The sequence below is a fragment of the Streptomyces flavovariabilis genome, assembly GCF_000725785.1.
In the GTDB taxonomy this organism is placed as follows: Bacteria; Actinomycetota; Actinomycetes; order Streptomycetales; family Streptomycetaceae; genus Streptomyces; species Streptomyces hawaiiensis.
On sequence record NZ_JNXD01000026.1, the window covers coordinates 74,968 to 96,694 of the forward strand.

Consider the following 21,727-nt stretch of genomic DNA (forward strand, 5'->3'; position numbering starts at 1 on the left):
GCGGCCGGGGCCCCACCGGTCGGACCTCGAAGAGGCCCTGCCCGACCACGGGCCTACCCGACCACGCGCCCGTTCAGCACCACCCGGCGGGGCGACGTCAGCACCCGTACGTCGGCCCGGGGGTCCTCGTCGTAGACGACGAGGTCGGCCGGGGCGCCCTCGTCGAGCCCGGGGCGGCCGAGCCAGGTGCGGGCCGTCCAGGTGCCCGCGGCGAGGGCCTCGACGGACGGGATGCCGGCGGTGACGAGTTCGCCGACCTCGGCGGCGGCGAGGCCGTGCGCCAGGCCGCCGCCGGCGTCGGTGCCGACGAAGACGGGGATCCCGGCGTCGTAGGCGTTGCGCACGGTGTCGTAGCGCCGTTCGTGGAGCCTGCGCATATGGGCCGACCAGCGGGGGAACCGGGCCTCGCCGCCGTCGGCGAGCCGCGGGAAGGTGGCGATGTTGACCAGGGTCGGCACGATGGCCACGCCGCGTTCGGCGAACAGCGGGACGAGGTCCTCGGTCAGGCCCGTCGCGTGTTCGATGCAGTCGATGCCCGCCTCGACGAGGTCCTTGAGGGAGTCCTCCGCGAAGCAGTGCGCGGTCACGCGCGCGCCCAGGCGGTGGGCCTCGGCGATCGCCGCCTCGACGGCCCCGCGGGGCCAGCAGGCCGACAGGTCGCCGAGGTCGCGGTCGATCCAGTCGCCGACCAGCTTGACCCAGCCGTCGCCGCGCCGGGCCTCCTGGGCCACGTAGGCGACCAGGTCCTCCGGTTCGATCTCCCAGGCGTAGTTGCGGATGTAGCGGCGGGTGCGGGCGATGTGCCGCCCGGCGCGGATGATCTTCGGCAGGTCCTCGCGGTCGTCGATCCAGCGGGTGTCGGAGGGCGAGCCGGCGTCGCGGATGAGCAGCGTGCCCGCGTCCCGGTCGGTCAGTGCCTGCTTCTCGGCGACGTCCTCGGGGACCGGGCCGTGCCGGTCGAGTCCGACGTGGCAGTGCGCGTCGACGAGGCCGGGCAGGGCCCAGCCGACGATGGTGCGGATGTCGCGGGCCCCGGCGGGACGGTCGTAGGAGATGCGGCCGTCGACCACCCACAGCTCGTCGCGGACGTCCTCGGGTCCGACGAGCACCCGTCCCTTCACGTGCAGCACCGTGCGATCGCTCATGCACCGCACCTTAATGAGCCGCCCGGCGGGACTCGAAGGGGGCCGGTGTCCGCGGGACGTGCCGCGCAGGGGCGCGAGGGCCGCCGGTTACCCTCGATGCGATCGAACCTGCTGTGAGTGAAGAGAGCACTGCCGTGACGCATCCGTTTCTGGACCTGGCCCCGCTCGGCGCGGACCGCTTCGCCGCGATCGAGGACCGTGTGGCGCGGCTGCTGAGCACCCGGCAGGACGTCGTGATCATGCAGGGCGAGGCGCTGCTGCCGCTGGAGGGCGCGATCCGCGCCGCGGCCGGTCCGGGTACGACGGCGCTGAACGTCGTCACGGGGCCGTACGGGCAGACGTTCGGCGACTGGCTGCGGGACTGCGGTGCCACGGTGATCGACCTGGCCGTGCCCTTCCACACGGCGGTGACGGCCGAGCAGATCCGCGAGGCCTTCACCGAACACCCGCGGATCGACTTCGTGTCCCTGGTGCACGCGGAGGCGGCGACCGGCAACACCAACCCCGTCGCGGAGATCGGCGAGGTGGTGCGCGAGCACGGTGCCCTGTTCTATCTGGACGCCGTGGCGTCGGTCGGGGCCGAGCCGGTGCTGCCGGACGCGTGGGGCGTGGACCTGTGTGTGATCGGGGCGCAGAAGGCGATGGGCGGTCCGGCCGGGGTGTCGGCGGTGTCGGTGAGCGAGCGGGCCTGGGCCCGGATGGCGGCGAACCCCGGGGCTCCGCGCCGGTCGTATCTGTCGCTCCTCGACTGGAAGGAGCGGTGGATCGACGGTGGCCGCAGGGCGCTGCTGCATGCGCCGGCGCAGCTGGAGATGCTGGCCCTGGAGGCGTGCGTGGAGCGGATCGAGGCGGCGGGGCTGGACGCCGTGATGGCCCGGCACGCGTCCGCCGCGGCGGCGACCCGGGCCGGGACGGTCGCACTCGGTGGCGGGCTGGAGCCGTACGTGTACGAGGAGCGGGACGCGGCGCCCGTCGCCACGACGCTGCGGGCGCCGTCCGGGGTGGTGGCGTCGGAGCTGGTCCGGCGGGCGGTGGAGGCGGATCCGGCGGTGCCGCTGGCCGCGGGTGGGGGTGCGCTGGCCAAGGAGATGATCCGGGTCAACCACTACGGCGCGGATGCGACGCCCGGGGCTGTGCGGGCGAGTCTGGCGGCGCTGGGGGCGGCACTGTCCGAGGCGGGCCTGCCGGTCGACGTGGAGGGGGCGCTGCGGGCCGCCGAGGAGGCGTGGCGGTAGTCCCCGGCCGAGCCGCGCCGGGGCACCGTTGTCAGTGCCCCGTGCGAAGCTCCGCGTATGACCACTGACACATCCGCTGATCCCCCGGCCCTCCCCGACGGCCGCCCCGTGCCCCGCCTCACCGGTGACGAGCGGGCCATGCTCGAGAGCTGGCTGGACTTCCACCGGGCCACGCTGGAGCTGAAGTGCGCCGGTCTGGACGACGCGCAGGCGCGGATCGCGGCGGCCGAGCCGTCGCCGCTGACCCTGCTCGGGCTGGTGCAGCACCTCGCCGAGGTCGAGCGGAACTGGTTCCAGCGGGTGGCCGGCGGGCTCACCGTACCGCCGGTGTTCGGGGACGCGACCGGCTATGCGCTGGATCCGGCGCGGGGGCTCGACGAGGCGCTCGGGATCTGGCGGCGGGAGATCGCGCGGGGGCGGGAGCTGTGCGCCGGGCTGCCGCTGGACCACATCGGGCGGGTCGCCGAGGGGCCGGTGCCCGGGATGGAGGTCAGCCTGCGCTGGGTGCTCATCCACATGATCGAGGAGTACGCACGGCACAACGGTCACGCCGATCTCCTGCGGGAGCGTATCGACGGAGTGACCGGGGCTTGAATTCCTCGCGCTATCCGGAACATCCCACATGTAAGCTGGCGCACAATTAAGAATTCTTTCAAGAACAGGTTGCCCTATTCTTCTGCCCGCTTTTCCCGTTCCTAAACGCGTAGATTTTGAGGACGCCCGGAGGGGAAATTCGGGCAGATCTCGTGGGGGTTACACGGCTGTGACGCGTTACACACTGTGACCGCTTTGCCCGGTATTTCCCGGGCAATATCGGGCATACCGCCTCCATCATGCAGGAACACTCGCGCTCGCCTGATAACACAGACGAGGCGCATATGTAACCCCTATCGACGATGCAATTTTGCATTTGGCTGGGTAAGTTCAATTCGCATGACTGCCGTACAAGCAGATCCGCAAATCGACCGCCCCACGGTGGCTGACGGAGCCGCACTCTGGCGGATGGCGAAGGACTCGAAGGTTCTCGACCTGAACTCGTCCTACAGCTATCTGCTGTGGTGCCGGGACTTCGCCGCCACATCGGCCGTCGCCCGTGACGAGCACGGCGAGCCGATGGGTTTCATCACCGGGTACGTGCGGCCGGACAGCCCGCGCACCCTGCTGGTCTGGCAGGTGGCGGTGGACGAGGCCCACCGCGGGCGCGGACTGGCCGCCGCGCTGCTCGACGGCCTCGTCGCACGGACCGCGGACGAGCTCGGGGTGACGACGGTGGAGACCACCATCACCCCGGGCAACACCGCGTCGGAGCGCCTGTTCACGTCGTTCGCCGAGCGTCACGGCGCGCGGCTGGAGCGCGAGGTGCTGTTCGACGCGGGCCTGTTCCCCGACGGGCCGCACGACGCAGAGGTGCTGTACCGCATCGGCCCGCTGCCCCACTGAGACTTCCCGCCCCACCCCACTCCCGCAGACTTCCCCCACGTACCGAGGAGCGATTCGTCGTGACCATCACCCAGCCCGACCTGAGCGTCTTCGAGACCGTCGAGTCCGAGGTGCGCAGCTACTGCCGCGGCTGGCCCACCGTCTTCGACCGTGCGGTGGGCAGCCGCATGTACGACGAGGACGGCCATGAGTACCTCGACTTCTTCGCCGGAGCCGGGTCACTGAACTATGGGCACAACAACCCCGTGCTGAAACGCGCGCTGATCGACTACCTGGAGCGGGACGGCGTCACGCACGGGCTCGACATGTCGACCACCGCCAAGCGCACGTTCCTGGAGGCCTTCCAGAACCTGCTGCTGCGCCCGCGCGACCTGCCGTACAAGGTCATGTTCCCCGGCCCGACCGGCACCAACGCCGTGGAGGCCGCGCTGAAGCTGGCGCGGAAGGTGAAGGGGCGTGAGTCGATCGTGTCCTTCACCAACGCCTTCCACGGCATGTCGCTGGGCTCGCTGGCCGTGACCGGCAACGCCTTCAAGCGGGCCGGCGCCGGCATCCCGCTGGTGCACGGCACCCCGATGCCGTTCGACAACTACTTCGACGGCACGGTCGAGGACTTCCTGTGGTTCGAGCGACTGCTGGAGGACCAGGGCTCCGGCCTGAACAAGCCGGCCGCCGTGATCGTCGAGACCGTGCAGGGCGAGGGCGGCATCAACGTGGCCCGGCCCGAGTGGCTGCGTGCCCTGTCCGAGCTGTGCGAACGGCAGGACATGCTGCTGATCGTCGACGACATCCAGATGGGCTGCGGCCGTACCGGCGCCTTCTTCTCCTTCGAGGAGGCGGGCATCGTGCCGGACATCGTCACCGTCTCCAAGTCGATCAGCGGCTACGGCATGCCCATGTCGCTGTGCCTGTTCAAGCCCGAGCTCGACGTCTGGGAGCCCGGCGAGCACAACGGCACCTTCCGCGGCAACAACCCCGCGTTCGTCACGGCCACCGCGACCCTGGAGACGTACTGGGCCGACGGTTCCGCGATGGAGAAGCAGACCCGCAAGCGCGGCGAGCAGGTCGAGCAGGCCATGATCTCCATCACCGAGGAGAACCTGGCGGACGTCAAGGAGTACCGGGGCCGCGGCCTGGTGTGGGGCCTGGAGTTCCACGACAAGGAGCGCGCGGGCAGGATCGCCAAGCGCGCCTTCGAGCTCGGACTGCTCATCGAGACGTCCGGCCCGGAGAGCGAGGTCGTGAAGCTGCTTCCCGCCCTCACCATCACGCCGGAGGAACTGGACGAGGGCCTGAGCATGCTGGCCCGCGCCGTCCGAGAAACCGCCTGACCAACCGAGCACCACCCATCTAGGAGGCATCGCAGCACCGTGATTGTCCGTTCGTTCAAGGAGATCGAAGGTACCGACCGGCACGTGAAGGCCGCGTCCGGTACGTGGGAGAGCAAGCGCATCGTCCTCGCCAAGGAGAAGGTGGGTTTCTCCCTGCACGAGACAGTCCTGTACGCGGGTACGGAGACGTCGATGTGGTACGCGAACCACATCGAGGCCGTCGTCTGCGTGGAGGGCGAGGCCGAGCTGACCGACCACGAGACCGGGCAGAAGCACACCATCACGCCCGGCACCATGTACCTCCTGGACGGGCACGAGAGGCACACGCTGCGGGTCAAGCAGGACTTCCGCTGCCTCTGCGTGTTCAACCCGCCCGTGACCGGACGGGAGGACCACGACGAGAACGGCGTATACCCGCTGCTCACCGAGGAGGTGTGACGTTTCCATGACCGCCACCACCGAGACCACCACCGCCATCCCGGACCTCTATCCCAGTCGCGGTGCCGCCGAGGCAGTGACCCCGCGCCAGGACCCGGTCGTTTGGGGCGCACCCGACGCCCCGGGCCCGGTCGCCCCGGCCGACCTGCTGTCCTTCGAGCGTGACGGCTTCCTGGCCATCGACGAGCTCATCACCGAGGACGAGGTCGCGGTCTACCGGAACGAGCTGAACCGGCTGGTGCACGACCCGGACATGCGTGCCGACGAGCGGTCGATCGTCGAGCCGAAGTCCAAGGAGATCCGCACGGTCTTCGAGGTGCACAAGATCAGCGAGGTGTTCGCCCGGCTGGTCCGCGACGAGCGGGTCGTCGGACGGGCGCGGCAGATCCTCGGCTCGGACGTGTACGTCCACCAGTCGCGGATCAACGTCAAGCCGGGGTTCGGCGCCAGTGGCTTCTACTGGCACTCGGACTTCGAGACGTGGCACGCGGAGGACGGCCTGCCGCGGATGCGCACGGTGTCGGTCTCGATCGCGCTGACCGAGAACTACGACACCAACGGCGGACTCATGATCATGCCGGGGTCGCACAAGACGTTCCTCGGGTGTGCGGGGGAAACGCCGAAGGACAACTACAAGAAGTCGCTGCAGATGCAGGACGCGGGCACGCCCTCCGACGAGGCGCTGACCCAGCTGGCCACGCAGCACGGCATCAAGTTGTTCACGGGCAAGGCCGGGTCGGCGACCTGGTTCGACTGCAACGCCATGCACGGTTCCGGCGACAACATCACGCCCTTCCCGCGCAGCAACGTGTTCATCGTGTTCAACAGCGTGGAGAACACGGCGGTGGAACCGTTCGCGGCGCCGGTGCGGCGGCCGGAGTTCATCGGGGCGCGGGACTTCACGCCGGTGCGGTGACCGCTCCCGTCGGTGAAGTGACCGGATGACACAGCTGCCGGGTGGGGCCTCCTCGTGTGGGACGGGAGGCCCCACCCGGTTTTGTCATGCCGCCAGGACCTCCAGGAGACGGTCGACGTCCGCCGGGGTGTTGTAGAGGTGGAACGCCGCCCGCAGATTCCCCGCCCGGTCGGACACCTGGATGCCCGCGCGGCTCAGCTCGCCCTGCCGGTGGCCGAGCCCCGGCACGGACACGATCGCCGAGCCGGGTGCGGGCACCGGCTCGTGGCCCAGCCCGGCGAGCCCGGTGCGGAAGCGGTTCGCGAGACCGACGTCGTGGGCGTGCACGACGTCGACGCCGATCTCCTCCAGCAGCTCCAGTGAGGCGCGCAGCCCGGCGTAGGTGAACAGGGCGGGGCTGACGTCGAACCGCCGCGCGGAGTGGGCGAGTTCCTCGACGGGGCCGTAGCAGCTGTCCCAGGGGCGTTCCCCCGCGACCCAGCCGGCGAGCAGCGGTGCGAGCCCGCCGAAGTCCGGCGGGGCGACGAAGAACGAGGCCCCGTGCGGGCCCAGGAGCCACTTGAATCCGACGGCGGCGAGGAAGTCGTCGGCGTCGGCGTCCATCGGCAGCCAGCCGGCCGACTGGGAGGCGTCAACATAGGTGCGGGCACCGTGCGCCCGGGCCGCCTCGCGCACCGAGGGCAGATCGGCGAGGCGGCCGTCGGCGGACTGGGCGGCGCTGACCGCGACGAGCGCGGTGCCGGGGCGGACGGACTCGGCGAGCCGTTCCAGGGGCACGGCACGCACCTTGAGGTCGCCGCGCATATGGAACGGGTTCACCAGTGACGCGAAATCGCCCTCCGCCGTGAGGACTTCGGCACCGGCGGGCAGCGCGGCGGCGATCAGCCCGCCGTACTCGGCGACCGACGCCCCGGTCGCGACGCGCTCGGCCGGAACTCCCGCCAGCCGCGCGAAGGAGGCGCGGGCGGCCTCCACGTCCTCGTACAGGGGACCCAGGGGCGTGCCCTCTGCGCGCATCCGCACCGCCTGCTGGACGGCGCTGACGGTACGGGCGGGCAGGAGCCCGTTGCTGGCGGTGTTGAGGAAGGTCTGCTTCGGGGTGAACTCGGCACGGACGAGGTTCTCGAAGGTCTCCATGGGACCACTGTGCGTCCCCCGGATCTCCCCGTCCATTGCCGATTTCTGCGTGAGGCCGCTAAGGAGCGCTTATGGATGCGCTCCGAGCTGGGCGTTTCAGCGCTGGGGCACGGCGCAGCCGTCCGGGCCGCAGGCGTCCGCGCCGTCGCCGCTGTCGACGATCTTCAGTTGCGGACGCTCGCCGTACGCCTGGGTCAGGGCCTGGGCGAAGACCTCGGCGGGCTGGGCGCCGGAGACGCCGTACTTGCGGTCGAGGACGAAGAACGGCACGCCGCTCGCCCCGAGCTGTGCGGCCTCGCGCTCGTCGGCGCGGACCTCGTCGGCGTACGCACCCGGGTCGGCGAGCACCGCGCGCACGGCCTCCGCGTCCAGCCCGGCGGCCGAGGCGAGCTCCACCAGCCGCTCGTCGTCGGCGAAGACGGAGCGCTCCTCGGCGAAGTTGGCCCGGTAGAGCAGGTCGAGGAGCCGTTCCTGGCGGCCCTGCTCCTTGGCGAAGTGGAGCAGGCGGTGCATGTCGAAGGTGCTGCCGTGGTCGCGGCCCCGGGTGCGGTAGTCGAGCCCTTCGGCGGCGGCCTGGGCGCCCAGGTTGTCCTCGCCGGCCTCGGCCTGTGCGGGGCTCATCCCGTACTTCTTGGTGAGCATCGTGATCACGGGCTGGATGTCGTCCTTGGCCCGGCCGGGGTCCAGCTCGAAGGAGCGGTGCACCACCTCGACCTCGTCGCGGTACGGGAAGTCCCGCAGCGCCTTCTCGAAGCGGGCTTTGCCCACGTAGCACCAGGGGCAGGCGATGTCGCTCCAGATCTCGACGCGCATGTCTCGGCTCTCTCCAGGTCGTACGGGTTCGGAGGCTCTCTCCATCGAGTGCATGAACGTTCAAGCAGCGGACTTCATTCCCTGGCCGGCGCGAACCGCATCCGCAGGTGGTGATGCCCCGGCCCGGCCGGCTCCGCGACCCATCCCTGCCGCCGGTAGAACGCCTGCGCCCGCCGGTTGTCCACGTGCACCTCGAGCACGGCCGTACGCGTGCCGTCGGCCTGCCACTCCTCGACGCAGGCCGCGTGCAGCGCGGTGCCGACGCCGCCGCGCCAGTGGTCGGGGTCGACGTGGAACTGGAACAGCTTCACCGTGTCCGCCGGGCCGCCTTCGGGGGTGCGGAACGACGCCAGGCCGATGATGCGGCCCGCCTCCACGACGCACAGCACACGGCCGTCGGGCCGGGCGAGGGCGCTGCGCCAGGAGGCGGTCCAGTCGGTGCCGTCCTGCGGCACTCCGCCGGGGTAGTACGTCGCCCGGGCCCGGGCGTGCAGCGCGACCACGTCCGCCACCTCGGCGGGCAGGACGGTACGGATCACACGGCCTGACGTCACTCGGTCTCCGATCATGGAACCGATGACGTGCTCGCGCCGGGAAGCGGTTCCCGGCGCGACCTCAGCTGCCGTCGCGCAGATCGTTCGGCCAGGACGGCATGAACTCGATGTGGTCGTACGTCACCACGCAGCCGTCCCCCATCGGGGACTGGGTCATGAAGCCGACCAGGGCCGCGTCCGTCTCCTTCTCGCCGCCGAGGGTGAAGAGGCGGACGAAGGTCCAGCGTTCGCCGTCGCGGGAGGCGTGGAAGGCGAAGGCGCGGCCGGTACGGCTGACCCGGAGCCAGACGGAACTGCCGTCCACCGTGAAGGAGTTGGCGTCGTCGGAGTGGCCCCGGGTCACCACCGTGCAGACGGTGGGGACGTCCGGGGAGTACTCCAGGCAGAGCTTGGCCCAGGCCCGTTCCCCGACATGGACGTAGAGCACGCCCGCGTCGAAGGCCGCACCGAACCCCACCGTGACCCGGGCGATCAGCTGGAAGTCCCCTTCGGGCGCCCCGAGCAGCCGCGGCGCGTCGGAGGCGGGGTCCAGTCCCTCACCGGTGGGCGGCACGAACCGGTCCTGCCGGGGTCCGGCCCACCCGGAGAGCACGCCGTCCTCGTAGGCCCAATGGCCGTCGGGCCCATAAGTACGCAGGCCGAAGGGAAGTTCGGAAAGTTCCAGATCCATTCGACCAACTCTTTCAGGTCCGGCCTCCAGGGGCGCGGGGAACTGCGCGACAAGCCACGACGAACCGGCAGCCCGCAACTCACCGCACCCCTACGGCGCTACCCGATCAACGCTCAAGTCGCCCGTTGAACCGCCGCGGCAGCCCCAGCGGGTTCTCGTCCCGCAGCTCCGCCGGCAGCAGCGCCTCGGGCGCGTTCTGGTACGCGACGGGCCGCATCCACCGCTCGATCGCCGTACCACCGACCGACGTCGACGTGGACGTCGTGGCCGGGTACGGCCCGCCGTGATGCTGGGCCGGCGCGACGGCGACCCCCGTCGGCCAGCCGTTCACCAGCACGCGCCCGGCCAGCGGCGTCAGCTCCGCGAGGATCTCGGCGCCACGGCCCTGCCCCGCCGCCTCCTCCTCGGACAGCTGCACCGTCGCCGTCAGGTTGCCCGGCAGCCGCGACAGCACCGCCTTCACCTCGGTCTCGTCCTCGTAGCGGGCCACCACGGTGACCGGCCCGAAGCACTCCTCCAGGAGCAGGTCGTGCTCGCCCTCCGCCGCCAGCCTGCTCGCCGGCACCGTGAGGAAGCCCGCGCTGACGGTGTGCTCGCCGCCCGCGCCCGGGGTGACCGGGGAGTCGACGTCGGGCAGCCCGGCCCGCTCGGCGACGCCGGCCACGAAGTTGTCGCGCATGCGGTGGTCGAGCAGCACCCCGGAGTCGGTGTCGCTGACGGCGTCGGTCAGGGACTTCAGCAGGGCGTCACCGGCGGCGCCGGCCGGCGCGAGGACGAGGCCGGGCTTCACGCAGAACTGGCCGACGCCCAGGGTCATGGAACCGGCGAGTCCCGCACCGATCGCCTCGGCCCGCTCGGCGGCGGCGGCCTCCGTGACGACGACCGGGTTCAGCGAGCCCAGCTCACCGTGGAAGGGGATCGGGACCGGGCGGGCGGCCGCCGCGTCGAAGAGGGCACGGCCACCGCGCACCGACCCGGTGAAGCCGGCCGCCGAGACCAGCGGGTGCTTGATCAGCTCGACGCCCGCCTCGAAGCCGTGGACCAGGCCCACGACGCCCTCGGGGATGTCGTGCCGGGCGGCGGCGCGGCGCAGCACCTTGGCGACGTACTCGGACAGGGCCGGGTGGTCGGGGTGGGACTTGACGACGACCGGGCAGCCGGCCGCGAGGGCGCTCGCGGTGTCGCCGCCCGCGACGGAGAAGGCGAAGGGGAAGTTCGACGCCGAGTACACGGCGACGACGCCCAGCGGCACCTTGTAGCGGCGCAGGTCCGGGATCGGCGGGGTCGCCGTGTCGTCGGGGTGGTTGATGACGACGTCGAGGAAGGCGCCCTCGTCGACGATGTCCGCGAAGGCCCGCAGCTGGTAGCAGGTGCGGGCGAGCTCGCCGGTCAGCCGGACCGGGCCGAGCGCGGTCTCGGCGTCGGCGGTCTCGACGAGACCGTCCTTGGCCGCCTGAAGCTCGTCCGCGGCGGTGCGCAGGAAGGCCGCGCGGACCGTGCGGTCGGCGAGGGCGCCGCGTGCCGCGTGCGCGGCACGGACGGCGGTGTCCACCTCCTGGGTTGTGGCCTCCACCGCAACCTGTTCCCGCTGCTTCCCGGTTCGGGGGTCGACACTCCAGACTGGTGCTGCTGCCACCGCGGGTCCCTCCACACATGTATTGCCGCAGTACTGGGTCATTCACCAGGGGCGTTCGATATACTGAACGCTGTCTCTGATGATGAATATGATGTGGAGACTATTTCGCGTCCAACGAAGGGGTCAAGGGCGATGTCGGCTGGCGAGACGGGCGGCGGGGCGCAGGTCAAGTCCGCGGTACGAACGGTTGAACTGCTCGAGTACTTCGCCGGACGCCCCGGCATGCACTCCCTCGCGGCGGTCCAGGAGGCCGTCGGATATCCCAAGTCCAGCCTCTACATGCTGCTGCGCACCCTGGTCGAGCTGGGCTGGGTGGAGACGGACGCGACGGGCACGCGGTACGGCATCGGGGTGCGGGCCCTGCTGGTCGGCACCTCGTACATCGACGGTGACGAGGTCGTCGCGGCGGCCCGCCCGACACTGGACCGGCTCTCGGACGACACGACCGAGACGATCCACCTCGCCCGCCTCGACGGCACCAACGTCGTCTACCTGGCCACCCGCCAGTCGCAGCACTACCTGCGGCCCTTCACCCGGGTCGGCCGCCGGCTGCCCGCGCACTCCACGTCCCTCGGCAAGGCGCTGCTGAGCACCTACTCCGACGAGCAGGTCCGCAAGATGCTCCCCGAGACGCTGCCCGCGCTGACCGAGCACACCATCACCGACCGGGAGAAGCTCATCGAGGAACTGCGCCAGGTGCGGGAGCAGGGCTTCGCCGTGGACCGCGAGGAGAACACGCTGGGACTGCGCTGCTTCGGGGTGGCGATCCCGTACCGCACCCCGGCGCGGGACGCGATCAGCTGCTCGGTGCCGGTGGCCCGGCTGACCCCTGCGCACGAACAGCTGGTGAAGGACGCGCTCTTCGACGCGCGGGACCGGCTGACACTGGCCACCCGTAGGCTCTGAGGCATGAACGTCGAGCTGCGCCAGGTTCACGACAGCGATCTGCCGGTCTTCTACCGGCAGCTGAACGACCCCGAGTCCCTGCACTTGGCGGCGTTCACCCCGGAGGATCCGGCCGACCGGGCCGCCTTCGACACCCGCTGGTCCCGGATGCGCTCCTCGCCCGACGTCATCGCCCGTACGGTCCTGGCCGACGGTGACGTGGTCGGCAGCGCGGCGGTGTACGGGGTGCCCGGTGAGCGCGAGGTGACGTACTGGATCGACCGCGCGTACTGGGGAAAGGGCATCGCCACCGTGGCCCTGCGGGCGCTGCTCGCCGAGGTGCCGGAGCGCCCGCTGTACGCGCGGGCGGCGTCCGACAACGCGGGGTCGTTGCGCGTGCTGGAGAAGTGCGGGTTCCGGATGGTGGCGACGGCCCAGGGGTTCGCCCCGGCCCGGGGCGCCGAGATCGACGAGACGGTGCTCCTCCTGGAGGGCTGAGCGGGCCCGGACCTCTCCCCCGCCCGGCGGAGGCGGATCGTCGCCGGGCAGGAGGTGCCGGCGGCCTCCCCCGCGGGAGCCTGATCGCATGACGCAGTCGTTCGATTCCCCGGCCGCTCCCGGCCCCGCCGTCCGCGCCGACCGCCCGCGGCGGATCCTCCGAGCCGTCGCCGTCGTCTCCTGTGGGCCCTACCTCACACTCAAGGCCGCCTGGATCGCCGGGAGTCGCCTCGGGATCCCCGGGGGGAGCTCGCTGCTCGACGACCGCCTCACCATGGCCGTCGTCAACGGTCTGACGATGCTGCTGGACAGCGCGGTGATCGTGCTGGCGCTGGTGCTGACCCGGCCGTGGGGGCTGCGGGTGCCCGCGTGGCTGCTCGCGTTCCCCGTGTGGGTCGCGACCGGGCTGCTCGCGCCGGTCATGGCCGGGTTTCCGGCGCAGCTGGCGGTGAGGGCGTTCGGCGGAGGCGGCGCCTCGTCCGCAGGCCGGGAGGCCTTCCTGGACGAGTGGGTGTTCGCCGTCGTGTACACGGGGTTCATCGTGCAGGGGCTCGCTCTCGGCGGCCTCTTCGTGCTCTACGCGAGGGACCGCTGGGGGCACCTGTGGCGTGGGCGGGTGGGCGATCTGCCCGTGGGTGCCGTCGGTCCGGCCCACCGGGTCCTCGCCGTGGCCGCCGCCGTGCTCGCCCTGCCGCCGCTCACTCTCCACGCCCTCTGGGCCGGAGGTGTCTTCGCCGGGCTCGGCGAGGGCCGGGCGGCGGAGCGGGGCGGCGAGTTCTCCGTCCTTCAGGCCCTGTTCGCCGTGTTCCTCCTCGCGGCGGTCACCGGTGCCGTGCTGCTGTCCTTCCGGCGCGGCCGGGCCCTGCCCGTGGCGGTGCCGCTCGCTCTCGCCTGGATCGGCTCGGGTGCCGTGGCCTGCTGGGGCGGCTGGCTGTCGCTGGCCTCCGTCGGCGGCGTGGCGGACCTCGCCGACCGCCCCACGCCGCTGATGAACCTCGCCTACGCTGGACAGATGCTCGTCGGCCTCCTCGTCGCCGCCATCGGCGCCTACCACTTCGCGGAGCGCTCGGCCGGGGCCGCGCGGCGGTCCGCGTGAGCGGAGTCGCCCGGTCGCTGTTCGGCCGGCGGGCGCGTCTGCGCTGGATCCATCTGATCCTCGGCGGCGCGCTGGCCATGCCGTACGTCCTGGTCGGCTCGGTGATCATCGGTCCGGCCACCGGTGCCACGGACGTCTTCGGGTCCTTCCCCCTCCAGCTCGCGTCGTTCGGCGTGGGCCTGCCGATCGCCGCCGTCACCTCGCTGTTCCCGCTCACCCGGCCGCTGGAGTCGGCCGCCGTGCGCTGGCTGTGCGGTGTGGAGGCGGACCGGCTCGCGTTCGGGCCCGCCGGGACGCGGGGCGAGAAGGGGCGTACGGCGGCCTGGTTCACGCTGCATCTCGGGTTCGGCGGGATCATCGCGGGGATGTCGCTGGCGCTGCCGCCGTTCGCCGCCGTGCTGATCGTGCTGCCGGCCGTCGCCGCACTGCGCGGCGGCCGGCTCGGACTGCCCGAGGTCTTCGACCACACCTGGGTCCTGGCGCTCGCCCCGGTCGCGGGCGTGGCGTCGCTGCCAGCCCTGGCCGGCTGTGCGGCGGGCTGCGGTGCGCTGCTGGCCCGCTGGGCCGTGCCGCTGCTCGGCCCCACGCCCCGGGAGCGGCTCGCCGCCGCCGAGGCACGGGCCGCCGACCTGGCCGTGCGCAACCGGCTGGCGCGGGAGCTGCACGACTCCGTCGGCCACGCCCTGAGCGCGGTCACGCTGCAGGCCGGGGCGGCCCGCCGGGTCCTCGACTCCGATCCGGAGTTCGTCCGCGAGGCGCTCGCCGCGATCGAGGACACGACCCGGCGCACGGTCGGCGAACTGGACGCCGTACTGGGTGTGCTGCGCGAGGGCGACGCCCCCGGCACGGCCCCGGCACCCACCCTCGCCGCCGACCTCGACGGGCTGCTGCGCCGCACCCGGGCGGGCGGACATCGTGTGCGCGCCACCGTGGACGCCGACCCGGAGGCGCTGCCCCCGCTACTGTCCCGCGAGGCCTACCGCATCGTGCAGGAGGGGCTCAGCAACGCCCTCAAACACGCCGGTGAAGGGGCCGGCGTGGAGGTGCGGATCGCGGTGACGGGCGGAGGCCTGGAGATCACCGTGGAGAACCCGGTGACCGGCCCGGCACCCTCCCGCACCGGTGGCGGTCACGGGCTGCGCGGCATCGCGGACCGGGCCAGGCTGCTGGGCGGGACCGCGACGGCCGGACCGACCACTGCGCAGACCTGGCGGCTGCACGCCCGCCTGCCGATGAGAGGACCCGTATGACCCGCCCGGCCACCGTCCGTGTCGTCCTCGCCGACGACGAACGCATGGTGCGCACCGCGCTGCGCGCCATCCTGTCCGCCGAGCCGGACCTGGAGGTGGTGGGCGAGGCGGCGACCGGCGCGGAGGCGGTGTCGGTCGTCCGGGAGCTGCGGCCGGACGTCGTCCTCATGGACGTCCGGATGCCGGAGACCGACGGGATCCGCGCCACCGAGCAGATCCTCGCCACCCTGGACGTGCCGCCCCGGATCGTCGTCGTGACGACCTTCGAGAACGACTCCTACGTGTACGACGCGCTGCGGGCCGGTGCCGCCGGGTTCCTGCTGAAGCGGGCGGACGCCGACGCGCTCGTGCAGGCGGTCCGGCTGGTCGCGCGCAGCGACAGCCTGCTGTTCCCGGCGGCCGTGCGCACCCTCGTGACCGCGCACGCCCGTACGCAGCCGGCGCCGCCCGCCTGGGTGGCGAAGCTCACCGGACGCGAGCGGGAGGTGCTGCGGCACCTGGCGCACGGACTGACCAACGCGGAGATCGCCCGCCGGATGGAGGTCGGCCCGGCCACGGTGAAGTCGCACGTCGCGGCGATCCTGGCCAAGACCGGCACCCGGGACCGCACCCAGGCGGTGATCGCGGCGTACGAGGCGGGCTTTCTGAACGGCGGATGAGAAACCGGCCCGCCGGATGAGAAACCAGGACGGACGGGAACGTTCCGCCCGGTGTGGCTCGTCCTTCAGTTCGCGATGAACAAGACGATCAGGCGCGCTTCGGCGTTCGCACTGCTCCTGGTGCTGGCTCTGCTGGTCAGGGCGACCTGGGTGCAGTTCTACGAGGGCCGGGCGCTGGCAGACGACAAGGACAACCGGCGGAACGCGATCGAGACGTACTCGGCGCCGCTCGGGAACATCATCGTGGGCGGCCGGTCGGTCACCGGCTCGGCGCCGACGAAGACGGGCGACCTGAAGTACAAGCGGACGTACACGGACGGCCCGCTGTACGCGGCGGTGACGGGATACGCGTCCCAGGCGTACGCCCCGACTCAACTGGAGGGCATCTACACCGACCTGCTCAACGGCACGGACAGCCGGCTGAAGTCCGTGCTCGACACCCTCACCAACCAGCGGGCCGAGCCGGGCAACGTGGTCACGACCATCGACCCGGACGTGCAGAGGGCGGCCTACGAGGCGCTCGGCGACAAGAAGGGCGGCGCCGTCGCCATCGACCCGAAGACCGGGAAGATCCTCGCGGTCGTGTCGACACCGTCGTACGACCCCTCCTCGCTGACCGACGCCAACACGGCGGGGAAGGCCTGGCAGAAGCTCACCTCCGACCCGGAAAAGCCGCTGGTCAACCGCGCGCTGCGACAGCCGCTGCCGCCCGGTTCGACATTCAAGCTGGTCGTGGCGGCGGCCGCGCTGGAGGACGGACTGTACTCGTCGGTGGACGAGAAGACGGACAGCCCCGACCCGTACACACTGCCGGGCACCACCCGGGACCTGACGAACGAGAACCCGAACGCGCCCTGCACGAACGCCACGATCCGCAGGGCGCTGGAGTACTCGTGCAACAACGTCTTCGCGAAGATGGCCGTGAAACTGGGCCAGGACAAGGTGAAGGCGATGGCCGACAAGTTCGGCTTCGACGACGACAGGCTGGACGTGCCGGTCCGGGCCTACACCAGCGTGTACCCGTCGGACATGGACCCGTCGCAGACGGCCCTGACGGGCATCGGCCAGTTCGACGTCACCGCCACCCCGTTGCAGATGGCCATGGTGTCGTCGGCCATAGCCAACGGTGGCAAGCTGGTGTCGCCGCACATGGTTTCGCAGATCACCAACAGCGGCGGTGATGTGCTGCACGACTACGGCGACGACGCGGGCACGAAGGAGATCGTCAGTTCGTCGACCGCCGAGCAGCTGCAGTCGGCGATGGAGACGGTCGTGGACCAGGGCACGGGCACCAACGCCCAGGTGCCGGGAGCGACCGTGGGCGGCAAGACGGGCACGGCCCAGCACGGCGAGAACAACAGCCAGGTGCCGTACGCCTGGTTCACCTCGTACGGCAAGTCCGACTCGTCGGGCAAGGAGGTCGCCGTGGCGGTCGTCGTGGAGCAGTCGGACGCGGCCCGCTCGGAGGTCAGCGGCAACGGCCTGGCGGCGCCGGTCGCCAAGGCGATGATGGAAGCGGCGCTGAAGGACTGAACCTCAGCCGTCCATGAGCCGTCTGTACAGACGAGACGGGCCGCCCCCTTCCCCCCGGGGGCGGCCCGTCTTCGTCACTTCGCTCCCAGGAGCTGCTCGATCGGGTCGATCGCGAAGTACACGAGGAACAGCGCCGAGGTCCCCCACAGCAGCCAGTGCACCTCCTTGGCCTTGCCGAGCACGGTCTTGATGACGACGTAGGCGAGGAAGCCGGCGCCGATGCCGTTGGTGATGGAGTAGGTGAACGGCATCACGGCGATGGTGAGGAACGCGGGGATGGCGATGTCGTACCGGTCCCAGTCGATGTGCTTGACCTGGGTCATCATCAGGAAGCCGACGGCGACCAGGGCCGGGGCGGCCGCCTGGAGCGGGACGATGGTGAGCAGCGGGGTCAGGAACAGCGCGAGGCCGAACAGGCCGCCGGTGACGAGGTTGGAGAAGCCGGTGCGCGAGCCCTCGCCGACACCGGCCGCCGACTCGATGTAGGAGGTCGCGGAGGAGGCGGAGGCCGCACCGCCCGCGACCGCCGCGGCACCGTCGATCAGCAGCACCCGGCCGAGGTTGGGGACCTTGCCCTCCTCGTCCAGCAGGCCCGCCTCGGCGCTGATGCCGACGACCGTGCCCATGGTGTCGAAGAAGTCGGACAGGATCAGGGTGAAGATCAGCAGGACGACGGTGATGACGCCGACGCCGGGGGCGCTGAAGGCGCCGAACAGGTCGAAGTCGCCGATGAGCCCGAAGTCGGGGGCGTCGACGAGCCGGTCCGGCCAGGAGGGTGTGGTCAGGCCCCAGGACTTGATGTCGGCCGCGGCGTTGATGGCGATCGCCAGGGCGGTCATGGTGACGATGCTGATCAGGATGGCGCCCTTGACCTTGCGGGCGAGCAGTCCGATCGTCAGCAGCACGCCGAGGCAGAAGACGAGCATGGGCCAGCCGGCGAGGGTGCCGGTGCCGCCCAGCTGAACGGGCACGGTGGTGTTCGCGGCGTCCGGGATGCGGCTGACGAACCCGGCGTCGACGAAGCCGATGAAGGCGATGAACAGGCCGATGCCGACGCTGATCGCCTGCTTGAGCGGCTGGGGTATCGCGTGCATGACGGCCTCGCGCAGACCGGTCACCACCAGCACGCAGATCAGCAGGCCTTCCAGGACGATCAGGCCCATCGCGTCGTCCCAGCTCATCAGCGGGGCGATCTGGAAGGCGACCACCGCGTTCAGGCCGAGTCCGGCGGCCAGCGCGAGGGGCAGGTTGCCGCCCACGCCCATGATGATCGTCATGACCGCGGCCACCAGGGCGGTGGCGGTGGTGAGTTGGACGGCGTCCAGCTGGTGCCCGAACTTGTCCTTCGCGCTGCCCAGGATGATGGGATTCAGGACAAGGATGTAGGCCATCGTGAAGAAGGTGGCGAAGCCGCCGCGGATCTCCCGGCCGAAGGTGGAGCCCCGCTCGGAGATCCGGAAGAACCGGTCGACGCTGTTCGCCGGGGGTGGGGTGGTGGGCGGCCGGTCGGTGACCCGCTGTGGTTCGGACATGACGCGTGCTCCTCGGTACCTGGGTGATCGGTGTGCGGATGCTGGCCGGATTGTGCCTGCGTCGAACCCTGTTCAGGTTTTCTCCGTGTTACGGAATCAGAGTCCGGCCTGCCATACGCCGTTCGAAGCTCCGTACGAACCATCTGACGATCGCTGCTACGCTTCCCGATCTCGTCCGGGCCTCCCCCGGATGATCACATGTCATCTACATGACAGCCACAGGGTGCCCCGCCCGGGAACGCCCGTAGCCGCTGCGAGGAGAGGTCGCCCGTGGGCACAGTCGTCGACGACGCCGCCTCCGTGGAGTTCCACGCCTTCTTCGAGCGCCACTACGCCGAACTGTCCCGCCTCGCCCACCTGCTGACGGGCGAGCCGGACACCGCCGACGACCTGGCGGCGGACGCGTTGCTGGCGCTGTGGCACCGCTGGGACCGGGTGCGCGCGGCCGACCATCCGGCGGCGTACGCGCGCGGTGTGGTCGCCAATCTCGCCCGCACCCGCATCCGCAGCGCGGTACGCGAGCGGCGGCGGATCGCCCTGTTCTGGTCGCAGCGCGAGGAGAACACCGAGAACCCGGACATCGCGGGCGTGGTCGACGTGCAGGAGGCCTTGCGCAGGCTGCCGTTCCGCAAGCGGGCCTGTGTGGTGCTGCGGCACGCGTTCGACCTGTCGGAGAAGGACACCGCGCTGGCACTCGGTGTGTCGGTGGGTACGGTGAAGAGCCAGACCTCGAAGGGAATGGCCGAACTCCAGCGGTTGCTGGGGACGCAGGGAGTGCCGCAGCGGATGCACGCGGCGCTGGTCGCTCCCCGCCGCTCGCCCGCCGTGGAGGGCGTGCGCACCGGCGAGGGCGGAGGGAGGGACCGATGACCATGCGGCGGGACGTGCACGAGGAGCTGCGCACCCGGCTGCGCGAGGCGGCCGGGGCGCACGAGCCCGACCGGGAGCGCATGCTGGCCCGGGTCGAGCGCGGCATGGCCGGTCCGGCCGGTTCCGGCCACCGGGCGACGCGTCCGCCGGTGTTCGGCTGGATGCGGGTCGCGGGGGCGACGGCCGCGGTCGCCGGTGTGCTGGCGGTGGGCGGTTACGCGGTGGCATCGGCGGTGAAGGACGAAACCGCCCCGCAGCAGCAGGAAGTGGCGACGTCGCCGACGCCCACGCCGTCCCCGGAGGCGACGAGCCGGGCCCCCGTACCTCCGGCACCGGTGGAGCCGGCGCCGAGCCGGTCGCCCGAGCACCGCGAGTCCGGCCCGCCGCCGTCGAGGACGCCGAGCGCTCCGGCCACCGAGCGGCCGCCCGCGGCCACCGAGGACGGCCCGCTGTGGTCGGACGGTTCGGTCGACCCGCACAGCAACGACTTCTGGGCGCAGAGCAACGTCACCCTCAAGATCCGCGAGCAACTGACCGCGCTGACCGTGCGGTTGAAGGTGGCCCAGACCGGCGGGGTCTCCGACGCCGGCGCCTGGCGCTCCCTGCCCGAGAACGACTTCACCCTCACGGTCGCCGAGCAGGACGGCTTCCTCGTCTACACCTGGACCCTCAGACAGGGCCGTTCCGTCCCAGCGGGCGAGTGGGTGTTCGCCGGCCAGTTCGACCACGCCCGCGGCGGCCGCGACGCGCGGGAGGACGCCTACGCGGTGACGGCCACGGCCGGTTCGCGGCAGCTGTCGGTGGGCGGTGGCTTCGCCGCCGTGGACGACGGTGACGGCGACTCGTGAAAAATTTCTGAAGAGGCGGCAACTCTTCCCTCACCGGTGGCGACCAGTATGCGCAAGAGTCACCACCCAGCTGAGGAATCAGTACATGACTGCACCAGCAGAACAGCGCGTCCGTCACCGCCGCAGGGTCACCAAGCGGAGGGCCGTGATCGCCGCGGTGTCCGCGTTCGGCATCACGGGTGCGGCGATCGTCACCACGTCGATGCTGTCGACGGCGGGCGCCGCGTCCTCCTGGCCCACGGACAAGGGCAAGACGCCCGTGTCCGAGACCATCCCGGTCTCCGGCGTGCGCGACGGCGGGATGAAGATGTTCTACGGCACCGGCGCGCTCGGCGGCGGCAGCCAGGACGAGGGCCAGCGCCCGCTCTTCGAGCTGGCCGACGGCGCCGTCCTCAAGAACGTCATCATCGGCACCCCGGCGGCGGACGGCGTGCACTGCAAGGGCAGTTGCACGCTGCAGAACGTGTGGTGGACGGACGTCGGCGAGGACGCGGCCAGCTTCAAGGGCAAGTCCTCGTCCGCGGTGTACAAGGTGATCGGCGGCGGCGCGAAGAACGCCGACGACAAGGTGCTGCAGTTCAACGGCGCCGGCACCCTGAACGTGTCGGGCTTCCAGGTTCAGAACGCCGGCAAGCTGGTCCGCTCCTGCGGCAACTGCAAGACGCAGCACAAGCGCACGATCGTGCTCAGCGACATCGACGTGACGGCGCCGATGAACTCGATCGTCGGGGTGAACGCCAACTACGGCGACACGGCGACGCTGTCGAAGATCCGCATCCACGGCGACAGCAAGAAGAAGATCAAGACGTGTGTGCGCTTCGAGGGCAACAACACGGGCAAGGAGCCCAAGGAGCTGACGCCGCCCGGCCCGGACGGCAAGAGCTGCAAGTTCAAGGCCTCCGACATCAGCTACCAGTAGGGCCTGCCCCCCTGTGACTCCGGTTGGCCCTCGTCCCCCCTTGGGCCGGCCGGAACGCCGGGTGTCCGGCCCCCCAGTCGGACGTCCCGGCACCACGGCCCTCCGGAGCCCCCTCCGGACGGCCGGACGTGACCGGCCGAGCCCCCCTCGGCCGGTCGGCAGGGCGCCCCCGCCGCTTCGCACCGGCGGGGGCGTCGCCGTACCCGGGCCGAAGCGGCGGGCTCTAGGTGTATTGACCCGCAGCGTTGTTGACGCGGGTGATGGGTGGCTGGCCTGCGAGTGCGGTGTGGCAGCGGTGGTGGTTGTAGGTGTGGAGGAAGTC

At 71.4% G+C, this 21,727-nt stretch carries 22 protein-coding genes and 1 pseudogene; 15 read left to right on the forward strand and 8 right to left on the reverse strand.

Annotation, left to right across the window (positions count from 1 at the left end):
• Nucleotides 1-53: 53 nt before the first annotated feature.
• The gene (locus tag IO24_RS0134445; RefSeq protein WP_031142792.1) at nt 54-1,145 is read right to left on the reverse strand and encodes an amidohydrolase family protein; all 1,092 of its coding nucleotides are present in this window, start codon (nt 1,143-1,145) and stop codon (nt 54-56) included.
• A gap of 113 nt (nt 1,146-1,258) precedes the next feature.
• On the opposite strand from IO24_RS0134445, the gene IO24_RS0134450 reads away from it, so the two are divergent.
• The 6 genes from IO24_RS0134450 to thpD all read left to right on the forward strand — a co-directional run bounded on the left by IO24_RS0134450 (nt 1,259) and on the right by thpD (nt 6,505).
• Nucleotides 1,259-2,380: a pyridoxal-phosphate-dependent aminotransferase family protein gene (locus IO24_RS0134450; RefSeq protein WP_234335339.1), complete on the forward strand. Its 1,122-nt coding sequence runs from the start codon at nt 1,259-1,261 to the stop codon at nt 2,378-2,380.
• A gap of 57 nt (nt 2,381-2,437) precedes the next feature.
• Nucleotides 2,438-2,974 carry a DinB family protein gene (locus IO24_RS0134455; protein ID WP_031142796.1) on the forward strand — a complete coding sequence of 179 codons (537 nt, stop codon included), beginning with the start codon at nt 2,438-2,440 and terminating at the stop codon, nt 2,972-2,974.
• 339 nt (nt 2,975-3,313) lie between these two features.
• Nucleotides 3,314-3,820, forward strand: coding sequence for a diaminobutyrate acetyltransferase (gene ectA, locus IO24_RS0134460; protein WP_031142798.1), 507 nt, complete (start codon nt 3,314-3,316; stop codon nt 3,818-3,820).
• Nucleotides 3,821-3,879: 59 nt separating this feature from the next.
• On the forward strand, nt 3,880-5,151 hold the full coding sequence (ectB, locus tag IO24_RS0134465) for a diaminobutyrate--2-oxoglutarate transaminase (protein WP_031142800.1): 1,272 nt from the start codon (nt 3,880-3,882) through the stop codon (nt 5,149-5,151).
• A gap of 39 nt (nt 5,152-5,190) precedes the next feature.
• Entirely contained in the window at nt 5,191-5,589 is a 399-nt protein-coding gene (locus IO24_RS0134470) for an ectoine synthase (RefSeq protein WP_031142802.1), read from the forward strand.
• Nucleotides 5,590-5,596: 7 nt separating this feature from the next.
• On the forward strand, nt 5,597-6,505 hold the full coding sequence (gene thpD / locus IO24_RS0134475; protein ID WP_031142804.1) for an ectoine hydroxylase: 909 nt from the start codon (nt 5,597-5,599) through the stop codon (nt 6,503-6,505).
• Nucleotides 6,506-6,589: 84 nt separating this feature from the next.
• Here the strand turns inward: thpD and IO24_RS0134480 are convergent, their stop codons facing one another.
• The 5 genes from IO24_RS0134480 to IO24_RS0134500 form a co-directional block, all read right to left on the reverse strand.
• On the reverse strand, nt 6,590-7,642 hold the full coding sequence (locus IO24_RS0134480; protein ID WP_031142806.1) for an aminotransferase class V-fold PLP-dependent enzyme: 1,053 nt from the start codon (nt 7,640-7,642) through the stop codon (nt 6,590-6,592).
• Between the two features lie 96 nt (nt 7,643-7,738).
• On the reverse strand, nt 7,739-8,455 hold the full coding sequence (locus IO24_RS0134485; RefSeq protein WP_031142808.1) for a DsbA family oxidoreductase: 717 nt from the start codon (nt 8,453-8,455) through the stop codon (nt 7,739-7,741).
• A gap of 74 nt (nt 8,456-8,529) precedes the next feature.
• The gene (locus IO24_RS0134490; protein WP_031142810.1) at nt 8,530-9,024 is read right to left on the reverse strand and encodes a GNAT family N-acetyltransferase; all 495 of its coding nucleotides are present in this window, start codon (nt 9,022-9,024) and stop codon (nt 8,530-8,532) included.
• A gap of 46 nt (nt 9,025-9,070) precedes the next feature.
• Nucleotides 9,071-9,679, reverse strand: coding sequence for a DUF1349 domain-containing protein (locus IO24_RS0134495; RefSeq protein WP_031142812.1), 609 nt, complete (start codon nt 9,677-9,679; stop codon nt 9,071-9,073).
• 106 nt (nt 9,680-9,785) lie between these two features.
• Entirely contained in the window at nt 9,786-11,315 is a 1,530-nt protein-coding gene (locus tag IO24_RS0134500) for an aldehyde dehydrogenase (NADP(+)) (protein WP_078899476.1), read from the reverse strand.
• Between the two features lie 132 nt (nt 11,316-11,447).
• Between IO24_RS0134500 and IO24_RS0134505 the strand changes: the two genes are divergently transcribed.
• From IO24_RS0134505 to IO24_RS0134530, 6 genes are all read left to right on the forward strand, one after another.
• The gene (locus tag IO24_RS0134505) at nt 11,448-12,221 is read left to right on the forward strand and encodes an IclR family transcriptional regulator (RefSeq protein WP_031109054.1); all 774 of its coding nucleotides are present in this window, start codon (nt 11,448-11,450) and stop codon (nt 12,219-12,221) included.
• A gap of 3 nt (nt 12,222-12,224) precedes the next feature.
• On the forward strand, nt 12,225-12,698 hold the full coding sequence (locus IO24_RS0134510; RefSeq protein ID WP_031142817.1) for a GNAT family N-acetyltransferase: 474 nt from the start codon (nt 12,225-12,227) through the stop codon (nt 12,696-12,698).
• Between the two features lie 88 nt (nt 12,699-12,786).
• A complete protein-coding gene (locus tag IO24_RS0134515) occupies nt 12,787-13,794 on the forward strand; it encodes a hypothetical protein (protein WP_031142819.1) in 1,008 nt (335 codons plus the stop codon).
• Nucleotides 13,791-15,044, forward strand: coding sequence for a sensor histidine kinase (locus IO24_RS0134520; RefSeq protein WP_031142823.1), 1,254 nt, complete (start codon nt 13,791-13,793; stop codon nt 15,042-15,044). Before IO24_RS0134515 ends, IO24_RS0134520 begins: the two co-directional genes overlap by 4 nt.
• Nucleotides 15,041-15,703: a response regulator gene (locus IO24_RS0134525; protein ID WP_031142826.1), complete on the forward strand. Its 663-nt coding sequence runs from the start codon at nt 15,041-15,043 to the stop codon at nt 15,701-15,703. The genes IO24_RS0134520 and IO24_RS0134525 overlap by 4 nt, the downstream gene beginning before the upstream one ends.
• A gap of 75 nt (nt 15,704-15,778) precedes the next feature.
• Nucleotides 15,779-17,236 (forward strand): peptidoglycan D,D-transpeptidase FtsI family protein, encoded by a 1,458-nt coding sequence (locus IO24_RS0134530; protein WP_031142829.1) that lies wholly within the window; start codon nt 15,779-15,781, stop codon nt 17,234-17,236.
• A gap of 74 nt (nt 17,237-17,310) precedes the next feature.
• Here the strand turns inward: IO24_RS0134530 and IO24_RS0134535 are convergent, their stop codons facing one another.
• Nucleotides 17,311-18,768 (reverse strand): NCS2 family permease, encoded by a 1,458-nt coding sequence (locus IO24_RS0134535; RefSeq protein ID WP_031142832.1) that lies wholly within the window; start codon nt 18,766-18,768, stop codon nt 17,311-17,313.
• Between the two features lie 270 nt (nt 18,769-19,038).
• Between IO24_RS0134535 and IO24_RS0134540 the strand changes: the two genes are divergently transcribed.
• The 3 genes from IO24_RS0134540 (at nt 19,039) to IO24_RS0134550 (ending at nt 21,405) form a co-directional block, all read left to right on the forward strand.
• The gene (locus tag IO24_RS0134540; protein ID WP_031142835.1) at nt 19,039-19,638 is read left to right on the forward strand and encodes a SigE family RNA polymerase sigma factor; all 600 of its coding nucleotides are present in this window, start codon (nt 19,039-19,041) and stop codon (nt 19,636-19,638) included.
• Nucleotides 19,635-20,486 carry a hypothetical protein gene (locus IO24_RS0134545; RefSeq protein WP_031142838.1) on the forward strand — a complete coding sequence of 284 codons (852 nt, stop codon included), beginning with the start codon at nt 19,635-19,637 and terminating at the stop codon, nt 20,484-20,486. The genes IO24_RS0134540 and IO24_RS0134545 overlap by 4 nt, the downstream gene beginning before the upstream one ends.
• Before the next feature lie 85 nt (nt 20,487-20,571).
• Nucleotides 20,572-21,405 carry a pectate lyase gene (locus IO24_RS0134550; RefSeq protein WP_031142841.1) on the forward strand — a complete coding sequence of 278 codons (834 nt, stop codon included), beginning with the start codon at nt 20,572-20,574 and terminating at the stop codon, nt 21,403-21,405.
• Between the two features lie 223 nt (nt 21,406-21,628).
• On the opposite strand, the pseudogene IO24_RS44730 reads toward IO24_RS0134550, so the two are convergent.
• Nucleotides 21,629-21,727 (reverse strand): annotated as a pseudogene (locus tag IO24_RS44730) (IS481 family transposase); the annotation flags it as partial.